Here is a 25,476-nt window from a genome sequence, read left to right on the forward strand (position 1 = left end):
CGCTACACCTTCATGAACTTTATTCGCAACCTGTTCAAATTTACCGGCTTTCTGCTGCTGCTCATTTTGCTGCTGCTTGCCGGACTCATACGACCTGACCTCTCCGTCGAAAGACTTGCTGAAACCTACGCAACCGAAGACTCTCATTTTTTTGCCGTTGACGGCATGATCGCACACTACCGCGACGAAGGTCCGGCAGACGCCCCGGTGCTGCTGCTCCTGCACGGCACCTTTGCCTCCCTTCATACCTGGGACGCCTGGACGGCCGCCCTCACCCCTGACTTTCGCGTCATCCGGGTTGATTTGCCCGGTTTCGGCCTCACGGGGCCGCAGCCCGATAACGACTACGGCATTCGGGCAACCCTGTCTTTTCTGGAAGCACTCCGGCGCGAAACCGGCACGGAAAGCTGGAGCGTTGCAGGAAACTCCCTTGGCGCTCGCTACGCGATGGCCTGGGCACAGCATTTTCCGCAGCAAACCGAAAGCCTGATCCTGCTCAATGGCGGCGGTATCCCCGTACAGACGGTCCCGCCGGAACAGCAACAGCAAGAACAGCAAGAACAAGCACTGGTTGAGCATGAGCCGGAGCAAGCGCATGATGTCGTTGCGGATACCGCGCGGGCCTCAGCTACGCCGGATACGAGCCGCGCTTCGGCCCAACAGCAACAGCGCAGCTCTCTGCTGCTCGACGCCCTCGGAAATCCGGTCGTCCGAAAAGGGCTGAGTATTCTCACGCCCAAGTTTGCCTTCCGTCACTCCCTGCGGGAAGTGTACTACGACCGCGAGCGGATTTCCGAAGAGACGGTCACGCAGTATTACGAGCTGCTGCGCCGTGAAGGTAACCGGCAGGCGTTCCTCACCCGGAATCAGGGTCCCCTGCCCGGGGCCGACCGTTCGCACCTGCCGGAGCTGCCCGAGCCTTCTTCCCTCGATGACACCCCCGTTCTCATTCTGTGGGGCGAGCACGACAACTGGATTCCGGTCCAAAACGCGCACCGCATTGCAGCGGCCATCCCGCACGCGTCCCTCATCATTTATGAAGACGCCGGCCATGTTCCCATGGAAGAAATCCCCGACCGTAGCGTTGCCGACACCGCCCGTTTTCTGAAGGGACAGGAATGAAAGAACTGTAAGCACCATCTGCCCGAAGGATGAGAGCCATGAATAACCAAACAACCAGCTTTCATGCACCACGGCAGTCCCGCTGAAACAAGCACCATCGCGTTTTTGATTTTGACTGACCAGGTCCGGCACCGCCCCCAAAAAGCAAGGGACCTATCTTTGACTTATGAGCCCTGCGCTATCCCCCAAGACCTTGATGTTCACGGGATTTTACCCAAAAAAAAAACTACATGACGGCTTAGGAAGCCCGTGGTACGGTCACACAAACACGCGCGGCCCTTTATGGTAGTTTGGGGTTCAGCTTTGGAATGATTGTTTTTATATGTGTGATTTATGTACTAAATTCGTCACAAACTTTCATCCATAAAGTAAGATCGCATTCCGTGTTTTGCTCTCCCCATGCTTCGAATCGTCAGCAAGCCGTGAAAGGGCGCGGTAAGTCTGCAAACCCCGCGAACCGCTTCGAACCCGTGCATTTTGTTCAGGATGATGACTATGAGCCCCATCAGAAAAAGACGCCGACCCGCTACCTGAAGGATGATTCCGAGAGCATTCTTGCGACCAATAACAGCCCGGATATCCCCTTCATGTACTCGCTGAATCCGTACCGTGGCTGCGAGCATGGCTGCATGTACTGCTATGCCCGGCCGACGCATGAGTACCTCGGCTTTTCAGCGGGCCTGGATTTTGAGTCGGTGATTTTGGTGAAGGAAAACGCACCGGCACTGCTCCGGAAGGCTTTCCTGAAGAAAAGCTGGCAGCCGCAAACGGTTGTGATGAGCGGGGTAACCGACCCGTATCAACCGGCAGAAAAGCATTTCAGGCTGACACGGCAGTGTCTCGAAGTGTTTCTGGAATTCCGGAATCCGGTGAGCATTATCACCAAAAATCACCTGATTACGCGCGATCTCGACCTGTTGACCAAGCTCGCTGCAGAGCGGCTTGTGCGCGTAAATGTTTCGCTTACAACCCTGAATCCGCGGCTGACCGATACCCTGGAACCGCGGACTTCGCGCCCGCAGCGGCGGCTTGAAGCCATCCGGAAGCTTAGCGAAGCGGGCATAGAAACCGGGCTGATGACTGCGCCCGTGATTCCCGGCATTAACGATCACGAAATTCCGGCCCTGCTGGAAGCGGCTGCTGAAGCCGGCGCTTCACACGCAGGATATGTGATGTTGCGGCTGCCATGGGCCGTGAAGGAGATTTTCAGCGACTGGTTCGATCAGCATTATCCCGACCGCAGACAAAAAGTGCTGAGTCGCGTGACCGACACCCGGGGCGGCAAGCTGTACGAAGCTGATTTTGCCACACGCATGAAAGGCAGCGGTCCTTTTGCGGAACAGGTCCGGACGCTGTTTGCCGTATCTGCCAAGCGCTTCGGTCTCAAGCTGCGGCGGCACAGCGAACCGCTCAACACTTCGGCGTTTATCCGGGGCGATCAACTGAAATTAGGCCTGTGATCGCCGTCCGACAGTCCGTGCCCTATCACTTTACTCCGATGTTGAAACAACCGTGACCCTGTCCTGCAGCGTCTCCCAGTCAAACGAATGGACTTCACCGGAAGCGTCGGTGATTTCAACAGAGCGAATATTTTCGTTGACCTCGAGCAAAAATACGTTGTGCCCGAAGCGTCGGCCCTGACGAAAGAGAACCCGCCGGTTGTGCTGAACCCCGGCCCGAACTGTTGGCTCCCGAAACATATTCTGTGCCGGCGCAAGTGGCGGATCAAAGGGCTTGATACTGCCCTCCGTTTCAACCACGAGATAGACGTTTCCGGTAAATGATACGCCGGCTTCGCCCCCAATACGGGTGATGTGCCGGATACCCGCCGGCCCCTCTGCGGTTACGGGCTGCGTTTGGCTTACAACATCCATATAAACGGGGCCGAAACGCTGCTCAAGCGCCGCACCGGAAACATCAAGGCTGTTGGTCATGCTGTCGCGGCCGTAGACCCGGTTAAGGAAATATCTGACGGAAGCCTGATCAGGCCGCTGTAACTCCGGGCGGTTCCAGTTGGGCATTACGGTCCGGATGTCATAACTCCCGCGGACCATGCCGTCCTCGTGCATGCCAAGGGCAACAGGCGGCCCTTCTCCATCCGTGAACCAGTGCTGCAACCTCATGAAACCTGAATTTTCGGCGGGCAGCTTCGTTATGTAGAACATCAGACTCTGCGTATTCGGGGCCTCCAGCCAGGTGACAGACGGAAAGGGTCCGACAACCTGCACAAGCTCAGGGCGCTTTTCCGCGCGAAAATCCCAGGGCGTGACCGGAATCCGGTGCAGGCCCATCTCGCGAAGCTGCGCCCGGTCGTACCAGGTTTCGTTGCCGCTTTTATCGGTAAGGATGACCTCCGTAAACTCCCAGTACTCGTTGAAATTTACCGGGGTGTTGGACGCAAACAGCTGCCCTTCAAAAACACCGCGGTGTACATCGCCCTCCCGCACAAAACTGGCGGCTTCCCAAATTTCTCCACCAACCCTCGGGATGGAGCTCGCGCTGTACTCAAAATGCACGGCCTGAATGCCGCTGCCCGCGTCGCTTGCCTCAAAAAAAATCCGGAAGGTATCATCCGGAGAAGTTGCGTTCAGGCGCTCGCTTTCAAACCGGATATTGTGCAGTTGCGGCTGCGTCAGGTCCTCACCGGGCTGATACACGCCAAAGCGCCCCTTCACCCGAAGCCGCGGGTCGTTAGACACAGGCCGAAAGGCTGCCTGACCCGCCGGGTCCCAGTCATGGTGCGCATAGGCCACGATGTTTTCGGCGGAAGGCACTGCAGGCCCCTGCGGTTCGTAGGTCACCCAGCCGCCGGCACCGGGAAAGTAAACTTCCGTGAGATAATGCGGGATAATGCGGTTCCGCGCGGGATTCCCGATGAAGGTGCGCAGGGTGCGTACCGGAATGCCCATGCTGCGAAGTATGGCCGCGGGCAGGTGCGTGAAGCCGATGCAGTTCACAACACCGGTATGCAGGGCTTCGAGAGCGGTTTGCACCTCGACGGGCTCGCCCCAGCGCAGATGCTGCCGGTTCCATCGCAGAACCGCATTCACCGCTTCAAGCTGCGTCTGCGGGTTATGCTCGGCAAGAATCTGATCCCGTATGGCCAGGATCTCCGGGTGATCGCTTTCAATGGATGAAGACGGCTCAAGATACTGACGGAAGGAAGGGTCAAATTCCTGCGTCGGGAAAGGATCATCGGTGTCGGGAAAACTGCGGTTCACCGTAATTTGGAGCGTCACTTTTCCATGTTCCCGGGAAACAACTTCCTGCCGCAAATTCAGGGAAGCATATTCCGGATAATCCGGCAGTCCATCGGGATGGACAAGCACAAAAAAACGATGGTCAGGCGGCAGCTGCCGGTCAAGCATATCTTCGGTTTCAATGGGGACTTCCTGCGCAGTCACAAACGCCGGCTTTCCCCCTATCACCGCACACAGGAAAATGAGAAGTAGAGCTCGCATATACGTAGTTTTTGGATTGCGTTGTACCGGCCTGTTCACGGCACGGCTTCGGTTACCATTCGGATTTCAAGTTTTGATGCGCTTACATCAGAAAAGATCAGCTTTATAATATTAGGCCGTGAATGTACTGACGGCAAATCAAAGGCAAAAAGCACCACATTAAAATAAGTGTTCAGGTGAAATCAGGCGCCACCTTTTCATACATCATCCCGCACCTGAAAGACCTGCTGCGGTTGCTTTTCAATAATGCAATGCTGCCCCATTTAGCTGCGGAGCCGGAAGCTTACGTACTGAATGGTCCGGCCTTCTTCGAGATGCATGCTTTCATAGTAGGTGCGTATGCGGAGAAGCTCCGGCACTTCTTTTAGGGCATACACATCGTCAACCTGTGTCACTATTTCGTGCTGCTGCGCTGCAAGGGTTTCAAGCGTAAACGCAAAGAGTTCCGGCGAATCAGTTTTAAGATGGATGAGACCGCCGGGCCGCAGTACCTGCCTGTACAGATCGAGAAAACGGGGATACGTAAGTCTGCGCGAACGGCGGCGATGGCTCAGAAAAGGATCAGGGAAGGTTATCCAGATTTCGTCAATTTCACCGGCTGCAAAGAAGGAAGTCAGGAAGTTAATCTGTCCACGGATAAAGTGAACATTGTGAAGTTCTTCCTGCAGGGCGGCCTTAGCCCCAACCCAAATACGGTCGCCTTTTATGTCAATTCCGATAAAATTCCGCGCCGGATCCTTCGCGGCAAGCGCCCTCGCATAGACCCCTTTGCCGCAGGCAAGTTCGAGCGTTACCGGATGATCGTTACCAAAAACATTTTTTGCCCACTTTTCCTTATGCTCAGACACCATCCCGGGCCTGAAGTGCGAGAAATCGCTTACGTTCTCAAAGTCTGCTATTTCCTGAAAGCGCTGAAGCTTGTTTTTTGACATGAATAAATGCGTCTGTTAAAAGTGATTCCGGCCTTCAAGCGGCCTGTTTTGAAACGCTTACCCTGCTAAGATGAACACCGTGATCTAAGCCTGCAGCAACTCCTGCTTCATCTGTTCTTCCAGCAACTCATAGCGCTCAGCGCGCGCGGCCCACTGCTCGGTGATATCCTCGATTTTTCGGCTGAGATCAGCGTGTTCCTTAATGGCTTTACCAGCCGCTTCGCTCTGATAAAAAGCCGGATCAGCAAGCTGTGCGTCGAGTTCTTCTTTGCGGGTTTCCAGGTTCGCCATTTTGGTTTCCAGACTTTCAATTTCTTTGCGGAGCTTGCCGGTTTGCGAACTGTAGCGCTTGCGGATTTCCGCTTCCATGCGCTTCTGCTCCTTCGATTTCGGACCGGTCCTTCGGATGTCTTCTTCGTTCATTCCATTGGTCGCCGCGGCCTGTACCGGCGCAGCACTGCCGGCTATACCCGATGCCGCGACAACCGGTGCCGGGTCGCCTCCCTCCTTCGATTCAAGCTGCTTGCCCCGTTTCCACTCATAATAATCGTAGCCGCCGTCGTACTCGGTCACGCGTCCGCCTTCGACCCGCCAGACCTTGGTTGCAAAGCGGCTAAGGAAGTAGCGGTCGTGACTGACCGTGAGAATAGTGCCCTTGTACTCCTCGAGCGCCTGAATCAGCACTTCCTTCGAGGACATATCGAGGTGATTGGTCGGCTCATCGAGAATCAGGAAATTGGCGGGCTGCAGCAGGGTTTTGGCAAGCGCCACGCGTCCGCGCTCCCCGCCGCTGAGCACCGAAACGGGCTTGAAGACGTCATCCCCCGAGAACAAAAAGCTGCCCAAAATGGAGCGGATGCGGGACCTGACTTCGGAAGTCCGGGCTTCCGATTCCATCTCTTCGAGAATGCTGCGGTTCGATTCGAGCACGTCGGCGAGGTGCTGTGCGAAGAAGGTCATCAGCACATTGTGCCCCTCGGCGCGGGTGCCCTCGAAAGGCTCCTGACCGTAGAGGATGCGTGCAAGCGTCGATTTTCCGGCGCCGTTGGGACCAATCAGCGCAATCTTGTCGCCGCGCTCTATGTGCAGCTGCTGCCCCTGCGTGAACACACGGATTTTGCCGTCGCCCTCCGGCCTGGGGTAGCTCTTAATGAGGTTGGTCAGCTCCATGACGACCTTGCCGGACTGCGGCGGGTCGGGGAAGCGGAACTGCATCCGCTTTTGCGGGTTATCCGGCTCTTCGATACGCTCAATTTTTTCAAGGGCTTTCACCCGGCTCTGCACCTGCCGCGCCTTGGTCGCCTTGTAGCGGAAGCGCTCAATAAAGCGCTCGGTTTCCTCGATTTCCTTCTGCTGCGCCTCGTACTCGCGCTGCTGCTGCTGCACCTGCTCCTCGCGCTGCACTTCGAACTTGTCGTAATTTCCTGTGTAGGTGTAAATCCGGCGGTTGCGCAGCTCGGCGATTTGCGTGACCATGCGGTTCAGGAAAAAGCGGTCGTGACTGACAATTACGACGGCGCCTTCGTAGGTTTTCAGGTACTGCTCGAGCCACTCGATGGAATCAATGTCGAGATGGTTGGTCGGCTCATCGAGCATAAGCACATCGGGGCGCTGAAGCAAAAGCTTGGCAAGCACCGCGCGCATGCGCCATCCCCCGCTAAAGCGCTGCAAGGGCTGCGACAGCTCTTCGGTATTGAAGCCCAGCCCTTCGAGCACCTCCTCGGTGCGGGACTCCGCCCGGTCGCCTTCGAGTATGGTGAAGCGGTTGTTAAGACGCTCCATCTCATTGAGCAGATCGCTGTAGCGCTCGCTCTCATAGTCGGTTGATTCGCTGATGGCTATACCGATCTCCTCGAGTCGTTTTTCGATTTGTTTGACTTCGGCAAACGCCTGCAGGGCAAAGTCCCGGACCGACTGTTCCAGGCTTATTTCGAGCGTATCCTGCTCGAGAAACCCGATTTTACAGCCACTCTGCAGGTTTACAGCACCGGCTTCCGGTTCGTAACGCCCGGCAATAAGACGCAACAAGGTCGTCTTACCGGCCCCGTTCGGACCCACAAGCCCGATTCGGTCCCCTCTTGATGCCTGAAAATTTAGCCCTGAAAAGATGCAGAAGTTTGAAATGAAAAGTGTTATATTAGAGATTGTCAACATTCAGGATTCACCAAATCAAAATTTAATCGACTCAAAACGTACATGATCGGAGTAAAAGTCAAAGATAACGAAAGTGTTGATCGTGCGATCAACCGTTTTAAAAAACTTATCACGCGTTCCCGCATTCTGATGGAATATAAGGAGCGTCAGCAATATACCAAGCCTTCTGAAGAGAAGCGTGAAGCGCTCAAAAAGAGTGTTCGTGAAGAACGTCGTCGTCAGCGTTACAACTACTGATATTTCTGACCTACCGGTCTCCGCACACTAACACTGCGCCCGGTATCCTGCTACAGCCGCTCTGCAAGACGGCTGCATGTACAGTTAATGAATAGTATTTGTGTTTTTTAAACCGCCCTCCGTGGCGGTTTTTTTTTGCGCGTATCACGGCGGAAAACAAAACGCCCGGACAAAGTCCGCCTTTTTTTATTTTTAGGGAAAACTCCGAGAGCATCAAGGTCTGCAATGCTGGTTCAAGGCATCCCAAAACGGTCTCATAGCGCCTTGCTTTTTGCGCGTTTGACGCCAATGGAAATGCGGCGATGCTTTCGAGCTACAAAGGTGCCGCTCACGTAGAGACGCAAAATCTTGCGTCTCCACAATGTTTCGAAACCAAAAAAGGTCATCTCGAACACCGGGGCATGGCAACTCCGCGATCAAAGCCCCAAAGATACGCCTTGCATCAAAAGCCCATCGAAGCCCCACGGCGTCATCCCGGAAACGCCCACTTAGGTGAATGATTATCAACGCCATAGCACACCGGCGTTATCCGGGATCTACCAGCTTCGGCCTGTGACCATGCCGGTTGCAGGCCTGTAAAACCGAATGCACACATTTCAGAACAGGCATCCCAAGCCCGCTATCGCATCGCGGCGGCTCCAACCCCGATATGGATCAACGCTGCGGAGCCCTGCACCTAGGGACCCTTCAACTCCGCTGCGCTCCGCTCAGGATGATACGCTCGCCACACGACAAACGGTGCGGCAAGCCGCGCCGGGGATTGGGGAGGGCGGTGCTATCATGCTACAAAGGTGTCGCTCCTACCGGAGCTGGTTCGAAATCAAAAACAAAAAACGGGTCATCTCGAACGCCGGGACATGGCAACGCCGCGATCAAAGCCCCTGAACCCGACCTACTTCGGCAGACCACCGAAGCCTCATGTAAGAGATCTCCTGCGGTTGTCCGGCCCCGATATGGATCAGCGCTTCGAAGCCCAACACCACGGGACCCTTCGACTCCGCTGCGCTACGCTCAGGATGACAGCGCCGCCGCGTGTCAAACGGCGCGGCAGGCCGCGCCGGGGGTCTTGGAAATTGCCCCTGTCATCCAGAGCGGAGCCGGAGCGCAGCGGAGGCGGAGTCGAAGGATCTGGTGATGGGGTTTGGGAGCCTTGTTTCAAAAACATCCTGTCCATCCTGTAATCCTGAAAATCCTGTTCAAAACACTGCGAACCAGGGTAAGCCAAATCCGCTCATATCTACCCCATCCGTGTTCTGTCGGCGTGTAACAGGCCAAAAAGCAAGGGACCATGAGACCGATTTGGGATGTGCTGAGCCAGCACTGCTGCTAGGTACTGTGTCAAAAGTCAAGTCATTTTTTTTGTTTTAATCTTCAAAAAATGCCATTTCTAGCTCCGGTATGGTCGTATCAACACCGGTATCGCCCTTGGGCGATACCGCGCTGGCGCTCAGGCCGGCCGGCCTGAGCGCCAGCGCGGCATCAAAGGCCTCGTTTTTCTTCCACAAATGGTACATCAGGCACAACAACTTCTTCTGCAAGGCCACATTGGCCTTCATTTTTATCCCGTGCCGGCTGACTAACCGATCATAATAGCTGTAATATGGTTGCTTCCTGTGCGACAAAATATTGCCAACCGGCATGTACATGGCTGCCCTGATGCGCGCATTGCCCTGTTTCGACATTTTTCTCTTGCCTTTGTGTTTGCCTGACTCCTTAACCACTATATCGTAACCCGCATAGCTGATCAGCTGGCTTCTTGTCGTAAAGTATTCAAAGCCCAGCGTCTCTGCCAGCACCGTGGAGATTGTAATCAAACCTATCGACGGAATCGACTTCAGCTTATCCACCTTTTCTTCGATCTCCGGATCCGAATCCAGATGCCTGGTGATCAGCTTTTCAAGCTTGGTGATCTGTTTATCCAAGGCAGCGATGGTTTGCTGGACAATCTTGCGCGTATCTTTGATAGCGTAAGCGCTGTAATTGAGAGCGTGAAGCTGGTTTTTGAGCTGGGTCCGCTGTTCTACCAACGCGCCACGGGTACGCGTGAGCTGACGCAGCTCGCTCCAATAGGGTTTAATGCCCCGCCATAGCTGCAGCTTCTTGCGCGCACCCATCAGGGCTAGCCCGCGGGCATCAATACGGTCGGTTTTGTTCTTGAATCCCTCAGACTCATTGAATCTACGCGCCTGACTGGGTAAAACCACGCTTAATGCCCATTCGGGGTGGTTATCAAACAGGTGCAGGGCAACCCGCTCGTAATACACACCGGTGGCTTCCATGGTGATGCGCACCGGTGCAGGCTGTTTGGACTCCCATTTGGTGACCCAGCTGACAAACTTGGGCAGCTCTGCCTGGGTGTTGTTAAACTTTCTGGAGGAGCGTACACGCTCGGTCTGTTCAACAGGGTTATACTCGAGGATGCAGGCCTTGAAGTCGTCTTTTGAGATATCTATGCCAATGGAATAAAACATGACTAATCAATAGTTTAGTGGTGTGTTATTTGCATCCGAAGCAGGATCCTGTCGCATGAATTTCACTCATGAATGGTAGCTTTAGAAACGGGTCTAAGCTCTTGGTACTGTTGTCTTTCAACGCCAGGATACAAGTCTGGTTATGCCTGGCGTGGTTCATCCGGTTAAACCGGTGATTGTGATGCTCCGAGGGTGCCAGACTTGCTCCTATTTCGGTTGTTTGGTTTCTAATCTAACACTTGCCCGATTAGACGCCAATTTGAATCAAAATTAACATATGAGTGATGCTCCCGGAGTTTCACCCAAAAAAATACCCGGATCGCTGTGGCAATCCGGGTGTTTTTATAGGGGGTAAAGTATTGAGCTACAGCAATCAGTCTGTCAGTTCGAAGCCCTGATGCAGGCCTTTTTCGATGGCCGGTACGCCGTAGCGCATCCAGACAGGCATGGGGGCGTCCATCAGGTAGTGATCGAAAAACTGCTGCATGCGCCGGGAGAGGTCCTTGCGGTTGACGCGCTCGCGCAGATTGTGGGCCTCGCCGTTGTAGTTGAGCATCCACACCGGCTGATTGAGGCGCTTGAGCGCGGTAAAGAACTCGATGCCCTGATACCAGGGTACGGCACCGTCTTCGTCGTTGTGCATCATGAGCAGGGGCGTGCGCACGCGGTTGGCGAAGAAAATGGGCGAGTTCTCGATGTAATAGGTCGGCTTTTCCCACAGCGTACCACCTATGCGGCTCTGCGTTTTTTCGTACTGAAACTGCCGGTTGAGGCCGCTTGCCCAGCGGATGCCACCGTAGGCGCTGATCATATTCGAAACCGGCGCACCGGCCATGGCCGCAGCAAACATATCCGTGCGGGTAATGATGTGCGCAATCTGATAGCCGCCCCAGCTCTGCCCCTGAAGCCCGATGCGGTCGGCATCAACGAAGCCGCGGTCGAGCAGGTGCAGGGTCATGCCGATGACCGCGTTTTCGGCACTGCGTCCCGGATTTCCGATGGTGTACACGATGTCGGGCATCGCAACGATGTAGCCGCGGCTCGTGTAAAATGCGGGCGTGATGGTCGAGGCCGAGGGCGCGGGCGGGCGGTACCAGTGCAGGCGGTTGCTCGTACGCTCGTAGAAATACACGATCATGGGATACTCTTTGTCGGGGTCGAAGTCTTCAGGTGTGTACAACAGACCTTCAAGACGTTCGCCATCGAGGCTTGTGAAGTGGAACAGCTCGACATCCCCCCATAAGTACTGATCCTGCTGCGGATTGGCGTGCGTTACGCGCTGGAAATTCCGGAAGCGGCGGTCGGTGAGGTACACATCCTGATACTGCTGAAAGGTGCTTTTGCGGACCATCCAGCGCTCGGCATCGGCGGCTTTGACCGGGGTGAAGGTGCGGAAATCGCCGCGCCAAAGCTGATTCGGATTGCTTTCTTCGAGCTTGGCCGTGTAAAAGCCGGAAGATTTGTCCACGTCAAAAAAGGCGCTCAGGAAGATCTCATCTGAGGGCAGGTGGCGCGCCTCGCGGTCTTCGGCAAAGCTGCGTAAGGTAACCTGATTTTCGCGACCATAGCCCCCGGTGAGCCGGTGACCGCTGCCTTCCTGCGCGGGATCAAACACCCAGAGATCGAAACGGTCGCGGATAATGACGCGCGCGTCGCCTTCCGTCCAGCCTTCGATGCCGTAGGGATTTGGATCAGAGGGCGCATCGTGCAGCTCGTTGAAGAACGCCACATCCAGATGGCCGGTCAGGTTCGTGCTGCGTCCGGTTTCGAACTCGTACGTGTACCAGTTCTGATCTGCGTAATCGTACCAGATGAAGTAGCGTCCGTCGGGCGAGGTCTGACTCGCTGCCTTGATGCCTTCCGCAAACAGGCTGCGCTCTCCGGTTTCGATATCCACAACAAACAAATCGGTGCGGGCCGGAAAGCCATCCCACTGTGTGAGGTAGAGATAGTGCCGGTTTTGGGCGCCCATCGCAAAGGGTGCATTGCCGCGGTCGGGCACGGAGATATTTTCCAGACTGCGGTCTTCAAGCTGTAAGAAGCGGTCGTCTGCAATGTGATAGACTGCACGGAAAGTTTGCCGCTGATCATTGCGCAGCTGCACGAGCTGCTGACTTTGAAGCCGCTCATCCTGCCAGTGCCAGATATCTACTTCAGCCATGTCGATGGCTTCAACGGAGCGGTCGCGGCGCATGGGCTCGGGCGCGGTGCCGAAAAAGAGGCGGCGGCCATCTTCCGAAAAGGAAGGGGAACTGTGCTCATTGATCATCCAGCTTTCGGCCAGCCAGCTGCTGTTTTCGTCGGCGATGTGTTGCGCTTCGGTGCTGCCTGCTGCGACAAACCAAAGCCCGTAATACTCAGGCGTATCATCATCCGCAGTGCTGTTTTCCTCTGCGTCTTCGCCGTTTTCAGTTTCTGTTTCGGGCTCAGGCTGCTGCGCGATGAAAGCAATCTGCGAACCGTCGGCTGTCATCGTAATGCCCCTGTAGTTTTTAAGGCCTTCACTCACCGTAAAAAGCTCGCCGCTTTCAAGTTCAAGCACATGGATACCGGCAGTGCTGAGGGTGTCCTGCTCAAGGGTCAGCATCACGAGACGCTCACCTCCTTCACTGAAAAAGTAGTCATCTACCCAGGGAAATACGCGCTCCTCACCGGTACGCAGATCCCGCAGCACAAGGTCGTTTTTGGTTGTTTCGGGTGAAGCCTCCGCGTCTTCATCTGCTTCATCGGTGTTCGGCTCCTGCGATGCTTCGCCGGATTCTGACTCCCCTTCGGAAGCATCCTTTGAATCTGATGATGCGGCCGAACGATCGTTTCGCTCGAAGCGGTAGGCCAGCCAGTCGCCGTTTTCATCAGGCATTTTAAAGGAGGTGACCTCCCCTATTTTCTCAAGCTCCGCGGTTGCCAGCGAATAAACCGCAAGGGTGTCGGTGAAGACATCCCGCAGCCGTTTGCCGTCAATGCGCGCCTGCCGCTCTTCGGCGTAGGGATTAGCCAGGAACATCACCAAATGCGTACCGCTATGGTTCACCTGAAACCGCTGTCCGCGCGCAATGCTGTTCTCGCGGTTCGTGCGCAGGTTCCGGACAACGACTTCGCCATCGCCTTCCTGCGGATTCAGGCTATAGATTAGAAAATCCCCGTCGCGGGTAAACTGCTCGTTGGAAACAGCGCGCCACTGATCAAAATCGCTGTGATCCAGCGGCACTTTATCCCCCGTTCGCGTGCTTTGGCCGGTCGCGGTACACGAAGCGAGCGAAAGCCACAGAACAAGGGCAAGACTCATCGTAACAAATGATCTCATAAACCTCAGTTTTTTAGGATGGTTAGTTGATTCGCCTAAAATACACGGCAATTTGTAAACTGCTGTACTGAGGTTGTGAGAAAATGTGCAGCCCGGAATCAATCAGGCTGTTTTTCACGCCATGACCTGCATGGTTTTTCAGCCACAAAGACGTGTTTGCATCACCAGTGCAGGAACACCCCGCCTCTTCGGTAAATTTTTTATACCAACAAGGTGTCGTCAACAGGAAAATTCCGACGCTTGCCGACGACAGGATTCCTTACTCGAAAATCGTAAGTAATGGTTAGAAACGATAGCCCACCGAAGCCCTGAAAAACAGATCGGGAAATGCGGCAATGTTTACCCCTACGGTAAAGTCATCAAAAACCGAATACCACCGTCCCATTGAAAATGATGTTGGCGTAGGGTTATCAAAGAGGTCTTTGAAGTCCTCATCGGTACTTTCCGCTAAGGCCCCTGAAAACATGACTGAAGCGCCAAAGCTGTAATTTGGATTGCTGTATCGGGTGTATTGGCTGAATGCCTGAAAAAGCAGCCCGTCTATATCGAGAAACAGAAGTCGTACCGGTATCAGCGCCAGATTCCAGCCCTTAAGTTTTTCCGGGAAAACAAAATTGGCCCCCAGTCCGAAACCACTACCGGCACTTTTGCCAATAATATCATCCCCAAACTCGAGCCTGAGCGGGCTTGTGTAGGCGATATAATTTAAGACGATGGTGTGCCGTCCGGCTTTAAGATCTACACCCAAACGAAGGCTCGAGGGCAGCTGCAGCCTGGAATCCGAAATGAGATCCGATATATCCCGCTCAGTTGAAAGGTTTGGTTTGTTGGCTTGCAGTGAGTCGAGCTCAAGTTCAAGATCACCGCTGAGCACATCCTGCCCAACGATAAATACCGGCAGAAATGCCCTGCTGAATGAGTTGGGGTCGGTCAGCGAAAATTCCGGCATGTGATTGTAGGATAGAGAAATATCCGCAAACCAGGGCGTTTTCCAGGAAGCGGAAAACTGAAAGCCGTTTCGGGTATCCTGGAAGTCCCCGGAAGCCTGCATGACAAAATCGTTGGATTCACCGGCCGCGAAGTTCAGGTTTGGATCGTTTGGATTGTTAAAGAAACGTTCATCAGCTCCCCCCACCACAACAAAGCCGTTCAGGTCAGTACTTAAAATCCTGCGGTGAGCTGTTGTATATCGGTTTAGGGCAAAACCTCCCGCGACGTCCCCTAACTCACCGCTGTAAAGAAGCGCACCAAGACCAACCGTGAAGTTTTGCATCTGAAAGCTGAAATCAAGCAGCGAGGAAATATTCATCAAAATATCGAACCTCACGCTGACATCATCAGTGCCCTGCTCTTCCCTGATTTTGGTTGAAAGACCAGACGACTGAAGCCTGAAACGAATATCTGCCGGCTGCGTTGCGCCAAGACCCAGCACTACATTCCGGTAAACCGGCCATGCAACCGCAAACGACGTAAACCCGCTGCCAACACCGGCCCGAAGGCTGTTAATTTGTGTTGGCCTGATTGTTGGACTTGCCGACAGGATAAAATTATCGGGATCCCGGACGAAGTTGTCCGTCTCTGTTTCAATTTCATCGTTAAATGATGAAATAATGTTGTTTTCGATGGATGAAGTAGTCCATGAGCCGTAGCCGAGTTGTGTGTCAAATACGAAGTCACGGTTTTGTATAAACCCAAGTCCGGCCGGGTTGTTAAAAATGATTGCGGCGTTATGCCCTACCCCTGCTGAAAGAATACCTCCCATCATAGCAGACCCATAGCCGGCGCCCGTGGCGTTCAGATTATACCGGAAGTCGATATTTAAAAGCCCTCCGCGCCACAATGAAAGTAGCGGCGGATCATCGTCATCAGCTAAAGCTGCAGCAGCAGAAGCCGCGTTTGTTAGGGCGAAGAGCGACAGTACCGGCAGGAGCAAAACCCAAACCCGTAAAAAGTGTTTTGCTTCGGTTTTATTTTTTGATGAAGTCATATCATTACCCTCTTTAAAAATTTACCTGTAGACCAATGCGATGCGTATTGGCGATATCATCAATAATGTACCCGTAATTCACTTGTATGTGATATTCTGATAGGGGTACCTGCACACCAGCTCCCATCATATACTTATTATCGGCGCGGGTGTTGAGCCACTGCTCTGTTCCGAGACGCAGGGCTATGATGTCTAAGAAAATGCGTTCAAAACCGATTCTCAGGGCATCATCCTGTTCGCTGTCAAACGATGGTTTGTATTCAACTGAAAAAATGGTGTGTCCACCGGCTGACCATGAAGTCCCGAGCGCTGCTTCAAAAGGTACGCGCTCACTATAACTGCCCTTTGAGCGACTGTCAGCGTTACGGGTCTTGCTGTTCCAGTAAACGGGTGCGAAAATATCGCGGAGCATTAGTCCGAAACTAAGTTCATCACTCATTCGATAGATAAGACCTAAATCGAGGCCAAAGCCGTTGGCGTTACCATAAACCTGATTGGAAATGCCAATACTAATTTCATTCGGGTCAAATATTCCGTCGAAATCTTCCGGGTTGAGGGTGTTATTTCCAAAACCAGACCGCCTGTACTTAAGGGCTGCCCCGGCTGAGAGACCCGGCAACACCTCACGGGCATATCCCAAATGAAGGGAGAACTCGCGCATTAGGTCATCACCGGAAGAAATGATTGCCAATGCCGCGGATTGTTTTTCTGACAATGGCAAGCCGGCTGAAAAAAACTGATAATTCACCAGCCCCATAAGCCTTGTATGGGTAAACTCGATCTCATACAGGCTCAGTGAAGTAAGACCTGCGGGATTCAGATAAACAGCATTTATATCATCCGCAAGGCCCGCATAGGCATTTCCCATACTTACGGGTCGGGATCCGAAACCAACATCTGCGAATGCTGCCGGTATAGCACTGAGTTGCTGTGCTTTGGCAATACCAAAATCAGATGCAACAAGTACAAGTACGAGAAACAGGCATCTGCAGGTTTTAAACAAAACTTTAATTTGAGAAATCATGGCTGCATCTCCCCTATTTTACGAGCACTATCTGCTCAATTTTGGTGACTTGGTTGCGACCGTCGCGTACATGAATGCGCATGATGTAGCGTCCGTTGTTGGCCATACGCCCGTCATCGGTAAGGCCGTCCCAGGTGATTTCAAGCGGTGAACTTGCACTGCCGTAGCGTCCGGGCATTTGCTCGGAATCCCGAAGTAACCGCCTCACAAGCTGCCCCCTCATATTGTATATAGTAATATTAACAATTGCGGGTGGTGCGTCAGAAGTAAGGAAATATCCGATACGTGCACCCGGTTCAATGTAGGGTGAAAACGGATTCGGCAGTATTCCGATTCTTTGAAGGGATAGCGGCTCATTTTCAGCAAGTACCGTAAACTGTCCAAGCCTTGAAAAGTCACGTATGTGCAGCAAAGAGCCTGACTCGCTGGTTTCGAAAAGCTGCCACTGCAGCTCATCATTATTAAAGCGGCCAATATGACGCTCACCTTCAAACAAACGAAGTGATTCGGGGAGCGGTAGCGAAAGCTCTGCCCCCGGGTTAAGGGACGGACCTGTGTACCTGAGCCTGTAAACTTCATCAGAAGCGGTTAGACTTAAGTCTGTACCAAATGCCACCACAAATTTTTTGGGGGTTTCAGGCCTTGTGATTCGAAGTGAAACCTGTGCATTATCGGTTATTGCTTCTTCCGGCAGATACAGCAGCATTTGGCTGCCGTCCGTAAAGAAATACTCATTACCTACCCGTATTTCGCCAAACACACTAACTGTACGGGAAACAGCTTCGATGCCTGTTTGCTGATCAGTGGCGATAGCGCGGAATTCGGCAATTACTTCGGGATCGGGTGTAAAACGACCGGTTGGAGATATAACACCGGAATTCGCATTGCTGAGCGACCAGGTTAAATCTGTACCCAGTAATATCGGCTGCCCGTCAGAGGTCTGTGCTGAATAAGTAAATGTACGCGTATTGCGGTTGCTGATTTGCGGAGCCGGTCGACTGACACTCAGGCTGCTTACCGGCTCATCCGTCACCATTAAATTAAAGGCGGATGCCTGAATCTGTTCACCAAGGGTTGCTGTGATATTCAGGTTTGCCACCCCGGCAGCTGTGCTGCTATCGAACTCGAAAAGACCATCAGAAAGGGATTGCGTAATATCGTTTCCGTTGAGTTCTACGGTAACGGTTCCATCGGCATCCTCTCCGGTAAAGCGACCAAGCATACTATTATTTTCACCATCCCTGATATCAAGACGTACTCTGTAGGTATCGGATGTACGTATCCTGATCTCAGATATATCCGGCTCAAGCCGTATTTGGCTGAGCAGATCAGTGGCAAGCGGGCTTTTGACAAACTCCGGACTTCGGAAAGTTCGGGATGTTTTAGCATCGCTCACTTCAGTGAAGAAAATCACATCTTCCAGAGACAGCAAAGGCGGGAGCACAGCTTCGATACCATTACCAACGAGCTGTGCAGAAAAGGGCTCCTGTCTGAATGTACTTTGTGATTCAAGTCTGTAAAACAGTCTGCCCGTGAGCCCTTCCGGCTCATACCCTTCTGTAAATTCAATCCTGAAGGTTGCTTCCTGCCCGGCAGCTATTTCATTTGGTGGTGAGAAAGTAAACGGGAGCTCAATATCGACTTCAACACTGCTTGTGTCTGATTCAAGTGTTGCCGTGTAACTCTGTACGGGAACCATAAACCGCTCTGTAACAACTCTCAGGTTGTAGGTACCGCCACGCAGCGTAAACGGGGTTTGGAATGTACCGTTCTGATCTGTTCGGTACTCTGTAACCGTTGACCCGCCTGCTCTGTTGAACAAAATTATTAGATCAGCAACCGGGGCTACACCATCCGTCACATTGGCACGTACTGCTCCGCTTGGAAGTATGAATTCGGGTACTGTAATACTGCTGCCCGCTGCAGATTGGGGTATCCGCAGTGTTTGACTTGCAGAAAACTGACCTGTATTCACACTTATAACAGCAAGTGTAGTATCCTGAGCCCCAGATCGTATCGGAAATGGCGCCTGTCGGTACCGCCCGGCTGCATTGGTCACGAGGTCAAAGGTATTGTCACCCGTTATCTCTACTTGCACACCTTCCACCCCGTCACCCCGGTAAAATACGAAGCCCTGAAGGAAGTTGAGTTGGGAGGGCTGCAACGAAAAATTCTGGTCCGTGACCTGCTGATTAAATGGAACATCTACCAGAAGGGTGTCGGCAATATATCCAACACGTGTCGCAATCAGGCGGTAACTGCCCGCACTTAAGGTAGCGAAGCTGTAGTTGCCATTATTTCCTGTCGTGAATTCCCGCTGCTGCCCGGTTGCGAGATTACGCAGCCGCACCCGCGCGTCTGACAACGCATTACCGGTATCGCTTCGGCTCACACGTCCGCTTACAGATGACAAGGCCTGCTGCATTTCAAATGAGAGACTCACTTCTGCACCTATATTGAGCGTTACATCTTGTGGTGGTGCCAGAAAACCCTCTCTGCTTGCCGTTACGGTATATGTCCGCCCGGCAGGTATGTCACTAAAAGTAACCGTACCGGATTCTCCGGCTGTCCGGTTAAATACAAATGATTCATCATCGCTGACGGCTGTAAAAACGGTACCGCCAACAGGTTCACCTGCAGTTGTAACTGCTGCAGCCGTTATGGTACCTACATTGGGCGTTGCCGTAAAATTCAGCTCCGCCGTCTGTCCAAAAGCAAGGTTATTTACCTCGGCCTGCACGGGATTAAAGACAAAACCGGCCTTAACCGGCTGAACAAGATAATCGCCGGCAGGAAGAAAGCGGAAACGAAAGAACCCGTCGGGCTCGGAAACGCGCGAATCAATCAGCTGCTGCTCCCCATTATCTATAGAAAACAAGCGGACAGTTACCGCATCAGTACCTGCTGTACCCTGAATCCTGCTGTTGTTTACCTGTATAACCAGTGGTTCATCAAGCGTTACGACAGTCTGATCGAACGGATAAAAAAGCGTTGTACTTCCGTTTATAAACCCCTGCTGTGTTGCATTCGTCTGAATGGTATAGGTCTCACCAGGCTGAATACCTGCAACAGAAAACTGTCCCTCAGAATTGGTATTTGTGTTATAAACCAGCTCATCGGTAAATATTCTCACAGGAATAGGCTGCCCAATCGACTCATTGAGCTGATTGGTTACTATGCCCTGAATGGTACCGTCATTCAGACTCAGCGCTCCATTCACAACAACGTTGGGTTCTTCATCTGTGATGGTTAATTCCTGTGTAAAGCTGCTGTAACCCGACCTTGTAGCCTGCAGCACATACGTACCGGCCGTGAGATTTTCGATCTGGTAGACACCATTTACATTGGTTACCGCTGAACCTGAACCTGCTGGTCCGTCAACAGAAATGTTAACCTGACGTAACCCGGCTCCGGTCTGCTGATTGGTAATTACCCCCTGCACAACACCGCTGTTAAGCTGAAGTCCGGTTATTTCCAAACCGGTCAGATCTGGATCATCCGGTTCAAGCGTAAATGACAGGTTTTCCGAAGCAGAATAACCATTAAGGCTGGCATTCATAACATAGGTATCAAAAGCAGCAGGGATAAAACTGAACTCTCCCTGCTGATTCGTAGTACGGGTACGAACCTGTCCTGTAGTTGTGCGGGTAAGGAAGACCGTTGCATCAGCTAAAAGGACACCATCCTGGTTTGTTACAAAACCTGAGATACTCCCGGTTTGCGGTATGAGTGTGAACGTTTCGGCAATTTGCTGCCCTTCTTCTGCTTCAAAATCAGTAATGGTAAGCGGGTCAAACCCTTCACGGCTAATGCTAATCGAATACAGGCCTGTCACAAGGGTGCTAACCGTAAAGTTTCCGCCTGCATCCGTTGTGCGCGTTGCCCCACTTCCACCACCCTGCCTTGTAATATTTACCAAAGCTCCTTCCACTGGTTCTCCGGCAGCAGATATAACCTGACCCGCCAACAGTGCAAAATTACGTGCGATTTCAAAATTTACCCCGGTCAGGTTTTGCCCGTTACTCAGAATTATATCATTTATCACTTCAGAAATATGGCCGGGTCTCGAAGCCTGCAGGGTATAAGTACCGGCGCTCAGACCCGCGTTATAAGTCCCGTTACTTTCGGTTTGTCTGGTTTGGATAAGTTCACCTTCAGAATTAAAGATTTCAACCAAAGCCCCTGACACTGCATTTCCGGCATCATTTTGAACAAGCCCGCTGATCTGAGCCGGCACCGGATTAATTTGTATATTTCTGTTAAGCGGCTGCGGATCCGGCGACAAGTTTTCAACTTCTGCTGTACCGGAAGTGAAGCCTGTTCTTGTAACCGTAATCAGATAGGATTTGTTGACTTCCAACGTGAAAGCATAAGCACCGGACACCTGTGTTTGCGTCGTTTGGCTAAAAGAGGGGTCATCAGGGCTGGTTACGAGCACTTGTGCGTTGGAAACAGCCCCCTGAGGACTGGAGACAACACCGCTTACAACCCTTGTATTGGGGATCAGAGAAAAATTCCGGCCACTCGTTTGCTGCCCGGCAGAGAGCGTGAGTTCAATAGTTGAAGGCGGGAGAAAGCCCGAACGCTGCGCTGAAAGCGTATAGCTGCCGGGACTTACGTTTAGGGAATAGGTTCCGTTTCCGCTGGCCGTAGTCGTAAATGTACCACCGGTTCCAACGGCCGTAATAAGCGTATTCGGTACAGGCTGCCCAAACGTAAGAACCTGACCTGAAACGGTTGCTGCATTGGGCGTCATTACAAATGAAATACCGCTGAGCTGTTGCCCGGCTTCCAGGCTTACCTGCTGCGGACCATCAGAGAAAAAGCCTGAACGCGAGGCTTCAAGCTGAAATGATCCCGGCGGCAGACTTAGCGTAAAAGCACCGGCCGCACTTGTTGTAGCAGTTGCAAGCTCTCCTGCCTTTACGGTTGCGCCGCTCAAAGGCGAGCCGTCTGGCCGCTGTACAAGACCGGAGATCTCACTGTCATTAGGGTTGATAATCAGCTCAAGACCCGATAATGTTTCATTAAACCCAAGGGTGAGGTTTAGGGGATTCTGAAGGGTAAAGTTCGGCCTTTGCGCCAGTAGCTGAAAACTTCCGCTGCTCAGGTTAAGGGTAAACTGACCGGCCGGATTGGTAGTCGTTTCTATCGTAGAACCAGATGATGGCTGGGCAAGAACCCTTGTATTCCCTGCCGGTACAAGGCTTGTGCTTCCGTCAGCTGCTGTAACAACGCGCCTTACAAACCCTGATATCTGGTTGGCACCCCCGCTCAGCGTAAAATTGTTGTTCTGAACCACATCACCCACACCTAATGACAGCTGCTGAACGTCGGACGGTACAAATCCCGACCTTGTTGCCCGAACCTCCCAATTGCCGGAAGTAAGGGTAAGCGAATAGAATCCCTGTGAATTGGTATTCGTTTCTATCACACTTTCACCCTGCTGCGCTCTAACACGTACAAGCCCGATAGGAATATTACCCGGACTTCGGACAAAGCCTGATACCTCAGCAACATCATTTGTCAGTACAACAGGCTCCGAGAGTTCAAGCTGCTCATCGAGATCAAGGTTGAGAAACAAGTTGGGGGGACTAGCATATCCGGAGCGGGATACACGTAATTCAAAAGAGCCGGATGGTACCGAGAGGCCGAAAGCGCCGTCACTATCAGAGAACGTAATCGTATTGTCTTGGGTCTCAAGGTTTCTCAGGCGCACCCTGGCATTGCTCACCGGAATGCCGGTTTCGTCTTCAACGATGCCGCTTATAAAGGCTGGCAGAGGTTCTAACTGAAAGGCCATATCCGTACGCTGACCCGGATTTATGGTTCGGGTGAGTATCTTATCTGCAAAGCCTTCCTTAACCACTTTAAACTCATAGGTTCCGGCAAGCAGGTTTTCAGTGATATTTGTACCCTGCAGAAAGAAAGGATAAAGAGGCGTAGCACCTTCATTAATAGCTGTAGCAAAAAGCTGTGCACCTGCTTCTGAATCGCCGGTTTCGGCATTTGAAAGGGTTGCCCTAAACTCGCCTGTATCGGCGTCATATACAAAGCTGCGTCTTTGTGAATAGCGCCCTGAACCAAACTCCGTATTCGCAATAACTTCCCACTGATACTCAGCAGACTGCAAATTTCCCAGCGCGGGGTAAGTGATCTGTGTATTGGTTGTGGTTGTACTCCATGAAAGCAATACCGCGTCAACCCCCTGTTGCGTCACTTCCTGATACAGGTTTATAGTGTAGTTAGTCGCCTCATCCACTTCTGTCCACTGAAATGTCAGCTCAGGTTCAGCTATGAATACTTCATTATTAGCCGGGGATGTTAGCTGCGGCGGATCAATAGCTTCGGGGTCGAAAAAAGTAACCGGGGTTACGCCCCCAAACACAGAACTTGCAAAAGCAGGGTTTGACTCCGAGTACATGTTCAGGATGGTATAACTGTACTCCTGACCTGAATTAAGCGGAGGTGCGTCGAACACCTCATCACCGTCTTCATTGACATCACCGTATGTGGCCGTATTGTCTGTAGTGTAATGTGACCACAGCAGGGTAACGCCTTCGACTGATACATCGCCGTCATCATCTGTTGTAATCTGAAAGGGTGTACTGGAAAAAATAATCCAGTAGCCGATTACACCAGGAACTTCTTCCCACTCAAAAACCGGAGTGGGATCGTCAATTACGCCCCGGGGGCCAATTACAAAGGGCGCCTCCTGAGCTTCAACAATAATCATCACCTGATTTGAATAAACCAAATCAACTCTTGGATCTGATATTATAGCTGATGTTGTCGAAAATGCTGAGTTCGTAATACGCGCATAATATCTGCCGGGGGGAAGATTAATGGCCGGATCAGAAGGCACAAACTGAAAAGAACTGCCGCTGACGGGTATAGACCTGAAAGTGTAGCTATTCGCGGTTCGGCCAATCTTGAGCTGCGCTCCTGTTCCTGTTAAATCAGCACCATAGAACAGCTGTATTATATTATCAGGTTTGTGAAGCAACCTGAAATCGAAATTTGTCCCCCCCGCCGGGTCAGACTGTGGTGGCTGCAATAAAAATTGCTGTGCCTTAGCTTCTGTGCCAAATATGGCGATGATTATACACAGAAAAAAAAGCTGTGATATACCCCTTAACTTATTCATGCTATTTGGATTAATAATTCTCAATAAAATCCTGGCACATAGCTTACAAACTCCATGTTCGTACACTACGCTGGTATTCTTTAATTACCCGAAATCGTCGGATGCGCCGATTCGCTATTAAATACCAACCGTATTTTAGGACTTAAATTTTACATAATCAATAAAATAAAATTACTAAAGAACGAATTTCTCACAAATAAAATAATTTTGCCTGCTTTTCTGAAACATCGTCCTTACATAAGCTGCTATTAATACAATACCTAACTATGATATTATATTATTGGCTGAAAAATATTAAGAAGTCTTAATTTCAAAGAACATTCTGCGCGCCTGATGTGACTAACAGTCTTTATTGAAGTATTCCAGTACTTTTTCCTGATTTCTCGCAGTGATATAAAAGCGACACAGGTCAGGGCTGATGCTCAGGCCGCGGGGGTCGTCGGTTTGGGAGCTTAGGTCGAAGCTGCTGTGGTAGACCGCAGTTTCCAGCTGCCAGGGGGAGGCAAGCTGATACTGCATGAGTTCCATACGCACGGTATCGAGCAGTAGCATTACACGCCCGTCGAATATAAACTCGATACCACGTACCTCCTCTTCCAGATCACTGATATCAAGCGTAAATACGTGCCCGGCTGTGGTAATATCCCAGGCAGTTGACAACTGATACTGATGCACGGCCTGCGCATTGCGGTCATCGATGAACAGCATAGTACCGTCAGGATGGAAATGCATATCGTGGCCGCGTTCAACAACAGGCGTCAGATCTTCATAATGCAGGACTTCGGCTGTTGTGATGTCCCAGGCGGTATTCAATTGCCAGGCCCACATTTCGGTGCGGTTAAACACCCACATCAGGCTGCCATCCGGACTAAAGAACAACCCGTGCGCCCGCGAGAGATCATTGTTCTGCTGCAGGGCCTCAGCTACCGATACGGAGGCCGCATACACCGCGCCTTCGAGTTCCCACGGGGAAATGGTCTCCCAAGCTACAACGGACTCCGTGAAGCGGCTGGCAATGTACATGGTGTTTCCGGACGGATGCCAGAAGGTCGCGCGGGCATTGTCTGTATTTCCGGATATATCGAGTTCTGTACCGCTAAACTCAAAAGATTCAAAAGAAAGCGTCGCTGGTATTTCATCCTGCTCTGACGCACAACCCAAGCATAGAACTGAAATAAAGAGCAGGAAGCTACAAAGCAGCGGGCGATAGTTTGGCAAACCGTTAAACGTCGTCATAATCAGGTAGTAAGAAGATTTGATGATTTCAAAAGACCGAATCTAATCATTTGAATGCTGTTGTGTTTTATGTTTGCGTTAATTTTTCGGCTTTGAGATAGGGTGAAATAATCAGTCAGTCAGACACATCAATAAAAGCTTTATCACTACAGTACTCTATTGGCAGAACGTTTTTTTACGTGAGGCGGGCTAAGCCGAATTTATTGGCAGTACACCCGGATGGTGCTTAAATCTGGAGAATCGGTGACTTTTCCACATTTATCCAGTCCGTGAGCTGACTGACATCCTAACCAAAAAAGCAACGCCTTCATCTTCGTTTTGGGAACTCGCACTTTGCTACGAATCTCCTGATGCTCTGTGAGTTTTCCCCAAAAAATAAAAACACCTGAAATGTTTGGTAA

Annotated in this window: 12 protein-coding genes; 3 read left to right on the forward strand and 9 right to left on the reverse strand. The window is 52.0% G+C overall.

Annotated elements, in window-relative coordinates; genetic code table 11:
* Window positions 1–12 precede the first annotated feature (12 nt).
* Together CYPRO_RS11200 and CYPRO_RS11205 are read left to right on the forward strand one after the other, a co-directional pair.
* Window positions 13–1,122 carry an alpha/beta fold hydrolase gene (locus CYPRO_RS11200; RefSeq protein WP_124245595.1) on the forward strand — a complete coding sequence of 370 codons (1,110 nt, stop codon included), beginning with the start codon at window positions 13–15 and terminating at the stop codon, window positions 1,120–1,122.
* A 383-nt stretch (window positions 1,123–1,505) separates the two neighbouring features.
* Complete coding sequence (locus CYPRO_RS11205) at window positions 1,506–2,582, forward strand: PA0069 family radical SAM protein (protein ID WP_240644740.1); 1,077 nt, start codon at window positions 1,506–1,508, stop codon at window positions 2,580–2,582.
* A 30-nt stretch (window positions 2,583–2,612) separates the two neighbouring features.
* On the opposite strand, the gene CYPRO_RS11210 is transcribed toward CYPRO_RS11205, so the two are convergent.
* The 3 genes from CYPRO_RS11210 to CYPRO_RS11220 form a co-directional block, all read right to left on the reverse strand.
* Window positions 2,613–4,583 (reverse strand): transglutaminase-like domain-containing protein, encoded by a 1,971-nt coding sequence (locus CYPRO_RS11210; RefSeq protein ID WP_114984693.1) that lies wholly within the window; start codon window positions 4,581–4,583, stop codon window positions 2,613–2,615.
* Between the two features lie 263 nt (window positions 4,584–4,846).
* Window positions 4,847–5,515 carry a tRNA (guanosine(46)-N7)-methyltransferase TrmB gene (trmB, locus tag CYPRO_RS11215; protein WP_114984694.1) on the reverse strand — a complete coding sequence of 223 codons (669 nt, stop codon included), beginning with the start codon at window positions 5,513–5,515 and terminating at the stop codon, window positions 4,847–4,849.
* Between the two features lie 84 nt (window positions 5,516–5,599).
* On the reverse strand, window positions 5,600–7,669 hold the full coding sequence (locus CYPRO_RS11220; RefSeq protein ID WP_114984695.1) for an ABC-F family ATP-binding cassette domain-containing protein: 2,070 nt from the start codon (window positions 7,667–7,669) through the stop codon (window positions 5,600–5,602).
* Between the two features lie 42 nt (window positions 7,670–7,711).
* Here CYPRO_RS11220 and rpsU point away from each other — a divergent pair, with 42 nt between their 5' ends.
* Window positions 7,712–7,906, forward strand: coding sequence for a 30S ribosomal protein S21 (gene rpsU / locus CYPRO_RS11225; RefSeq protein ID WP_114984696.1), 195 nt, complete (start codon window positions 7,712–7,714; stop codon window positions 7,904–7,906).
* 1,364 nt (window positions 7,907–9,270) lie between these two features.
* Here the strand turns inward: rpsU and CYPRO_RS11230 are convergent.
* From CYPRO_RS11230 to CYPRO_RS11255, 6 genes are all read right to left on the reverse strand, one after another.
* Window positions 9,271–10,377 carry an IS110 family RNA-guided transposase gene (locus CYPRO_RS11230; protein ID WP_114984638.1) on the reverse strand — a complete coding sequence of 369 codons (1,107 nt, stop codon included), beginning with the start codon at window positions 10,375–10,377 and terminating at the stop codon, window positions 9,271–9,273.
* A gap of 373 nt (window positions 10,378–10,750) precedes the next feature.
* Window positions 10,751–13,681 carry a prolyl oligopeptidase family serine peptidase gene (locus CYPRO_RS11235; protein ID WP_114984697.1) on the reverse strand — a complete coding sequence of 977 codons (2,931 nt, stop codon included), beginning with the start codon at window positions 13,679–13,681 and terminating at the stop codon, window positions 10,751–10,753.
* Window positions 13,682–13,964: 283 nt separating this feature from the next.
* Window positions 13,965–15,668 carry a hypothetical protein gene (locus tag CYPRO_RS11240; RefSeq protein ID WP_114984698.1) on the reverse strand — a complete coding sequence of 568 codons (1,704 nt, stop codon included), beginning with the start codon at window positions 15,666–15,668 and terminating at the stop codon, window positions 13,965–13,967.
* Between the two features lie 13 nt (window positions 15,669–15,681).
* Window positions 15,682–16,671, reverse strand: a complete 990-nt coding sequence (locus CYPRO_RS11245) for a type IX secretion system membrane protein PorP/SprF (protein WP_164682727.1) — start codon at window positions 16,669–16,671, stop codon at window positions 15,682–15,684.
* Window positions 16,672–16,705: 34 nt separating this feature from the next.
* Window positions 16,706–23,449, reverse strand: a complete 6,744-nt coding sequence (locus tag CYPRO_RS11250) for a carboxypeptidase regulatory-like domain-containing protein (RefSeq protein WP_164682730.1) — start codon at window positions 23,447–23,449, stop codon at window positions 16,706–16,708.
* A gap of 729 nt (window positions 23,450–24,178) precedes the next feature.
* The gene (locus CYPRO_RS11255) at window positions 24,179–25,075 is read right to left on the reverse strand and encodes a YncE family protein (RefSeq protein ID WP_114984701.1); all 897 of its coding nucleotides are present in this window, start codon (window positions 25,073–25,075) and stop codon (window positions 24,179–24,181) included.
* Between the last annotated feature and the right edge of the window lie 401 nt (window positions 25,076–25,476).

The organism is Cyclonatronum proteinivorum (genome assembly GCF_003353065.1).
GTDB classification, from domain to species: Bacteria; Bacteroidota; Rhodothermia; order Balneolales; family Cyclonatronaceae; genus Cyclonatronum; species Cyclonatronum proteinivorum.

Coding starts and splice junctions, on each gene's coding strand:
- CYPRO_RS11220 (WP_114984695.1), bottom strand. CDS start 7,669: ATGTTGACAATCTCTAATATAACACTTTTCATTTCAAACTTCTGCATC.
- rpsU (WP_114984696.1), top strand. CDS start 7,712: ATGATCGGAGTAAAAGTCAAAGATAACGAAAGTGTTGATCGTGCGATC.
- trmB (WP_114984694.1), bottom strand. CDS start 5,515: ATGTCAAAAAACAAGCTTCAGCGCTTTCAGGAAATAGCAGACTTTGAG.
- CYPRO_RS11240 (WP_114984698.1), bottom strand. CDS start 15,668: ATGACTTCATCAAAAAATAAAACCGAAGCAAAACACTTTTTACGGGTT.
- CYPRO_RS11210 (WP_114984693.1), bottom strand. CDS start 4,583: ATGCGAGCTCTACTTCTCATTTTCCTGTGTGCGGTGATAGGGGGAAAG.
- CYPRO_RS11230 (WP_114984638.1), bottom strand. CDS start 10,377: ATGTTTTATTCCATTGGCATAGATATCTCAAAAGACGACTTCAAGGCC.
- CYPRO_RS11200 (WP_124245595.1), top strand. CDS start 13: ATGAACTTTATTCGCAACCTGTTCAAATTTACCGGCTTTCTGCTGCTG.
- CYPRO_RS11235 (WP_114984697.1), bottom strand. CDS start 13,681: ATGAGATCATTTGTTACGATGAGTCTTGCCCTTGTTCTGTGGCTTTCG.
- CYPRO_RS11255 (WP_114984701.1), bottom strand. CDS start 25,075: ATGACGACGTTTAACGGTTTGCCAAACTATCGCCCGCTGCTTTGTAGC.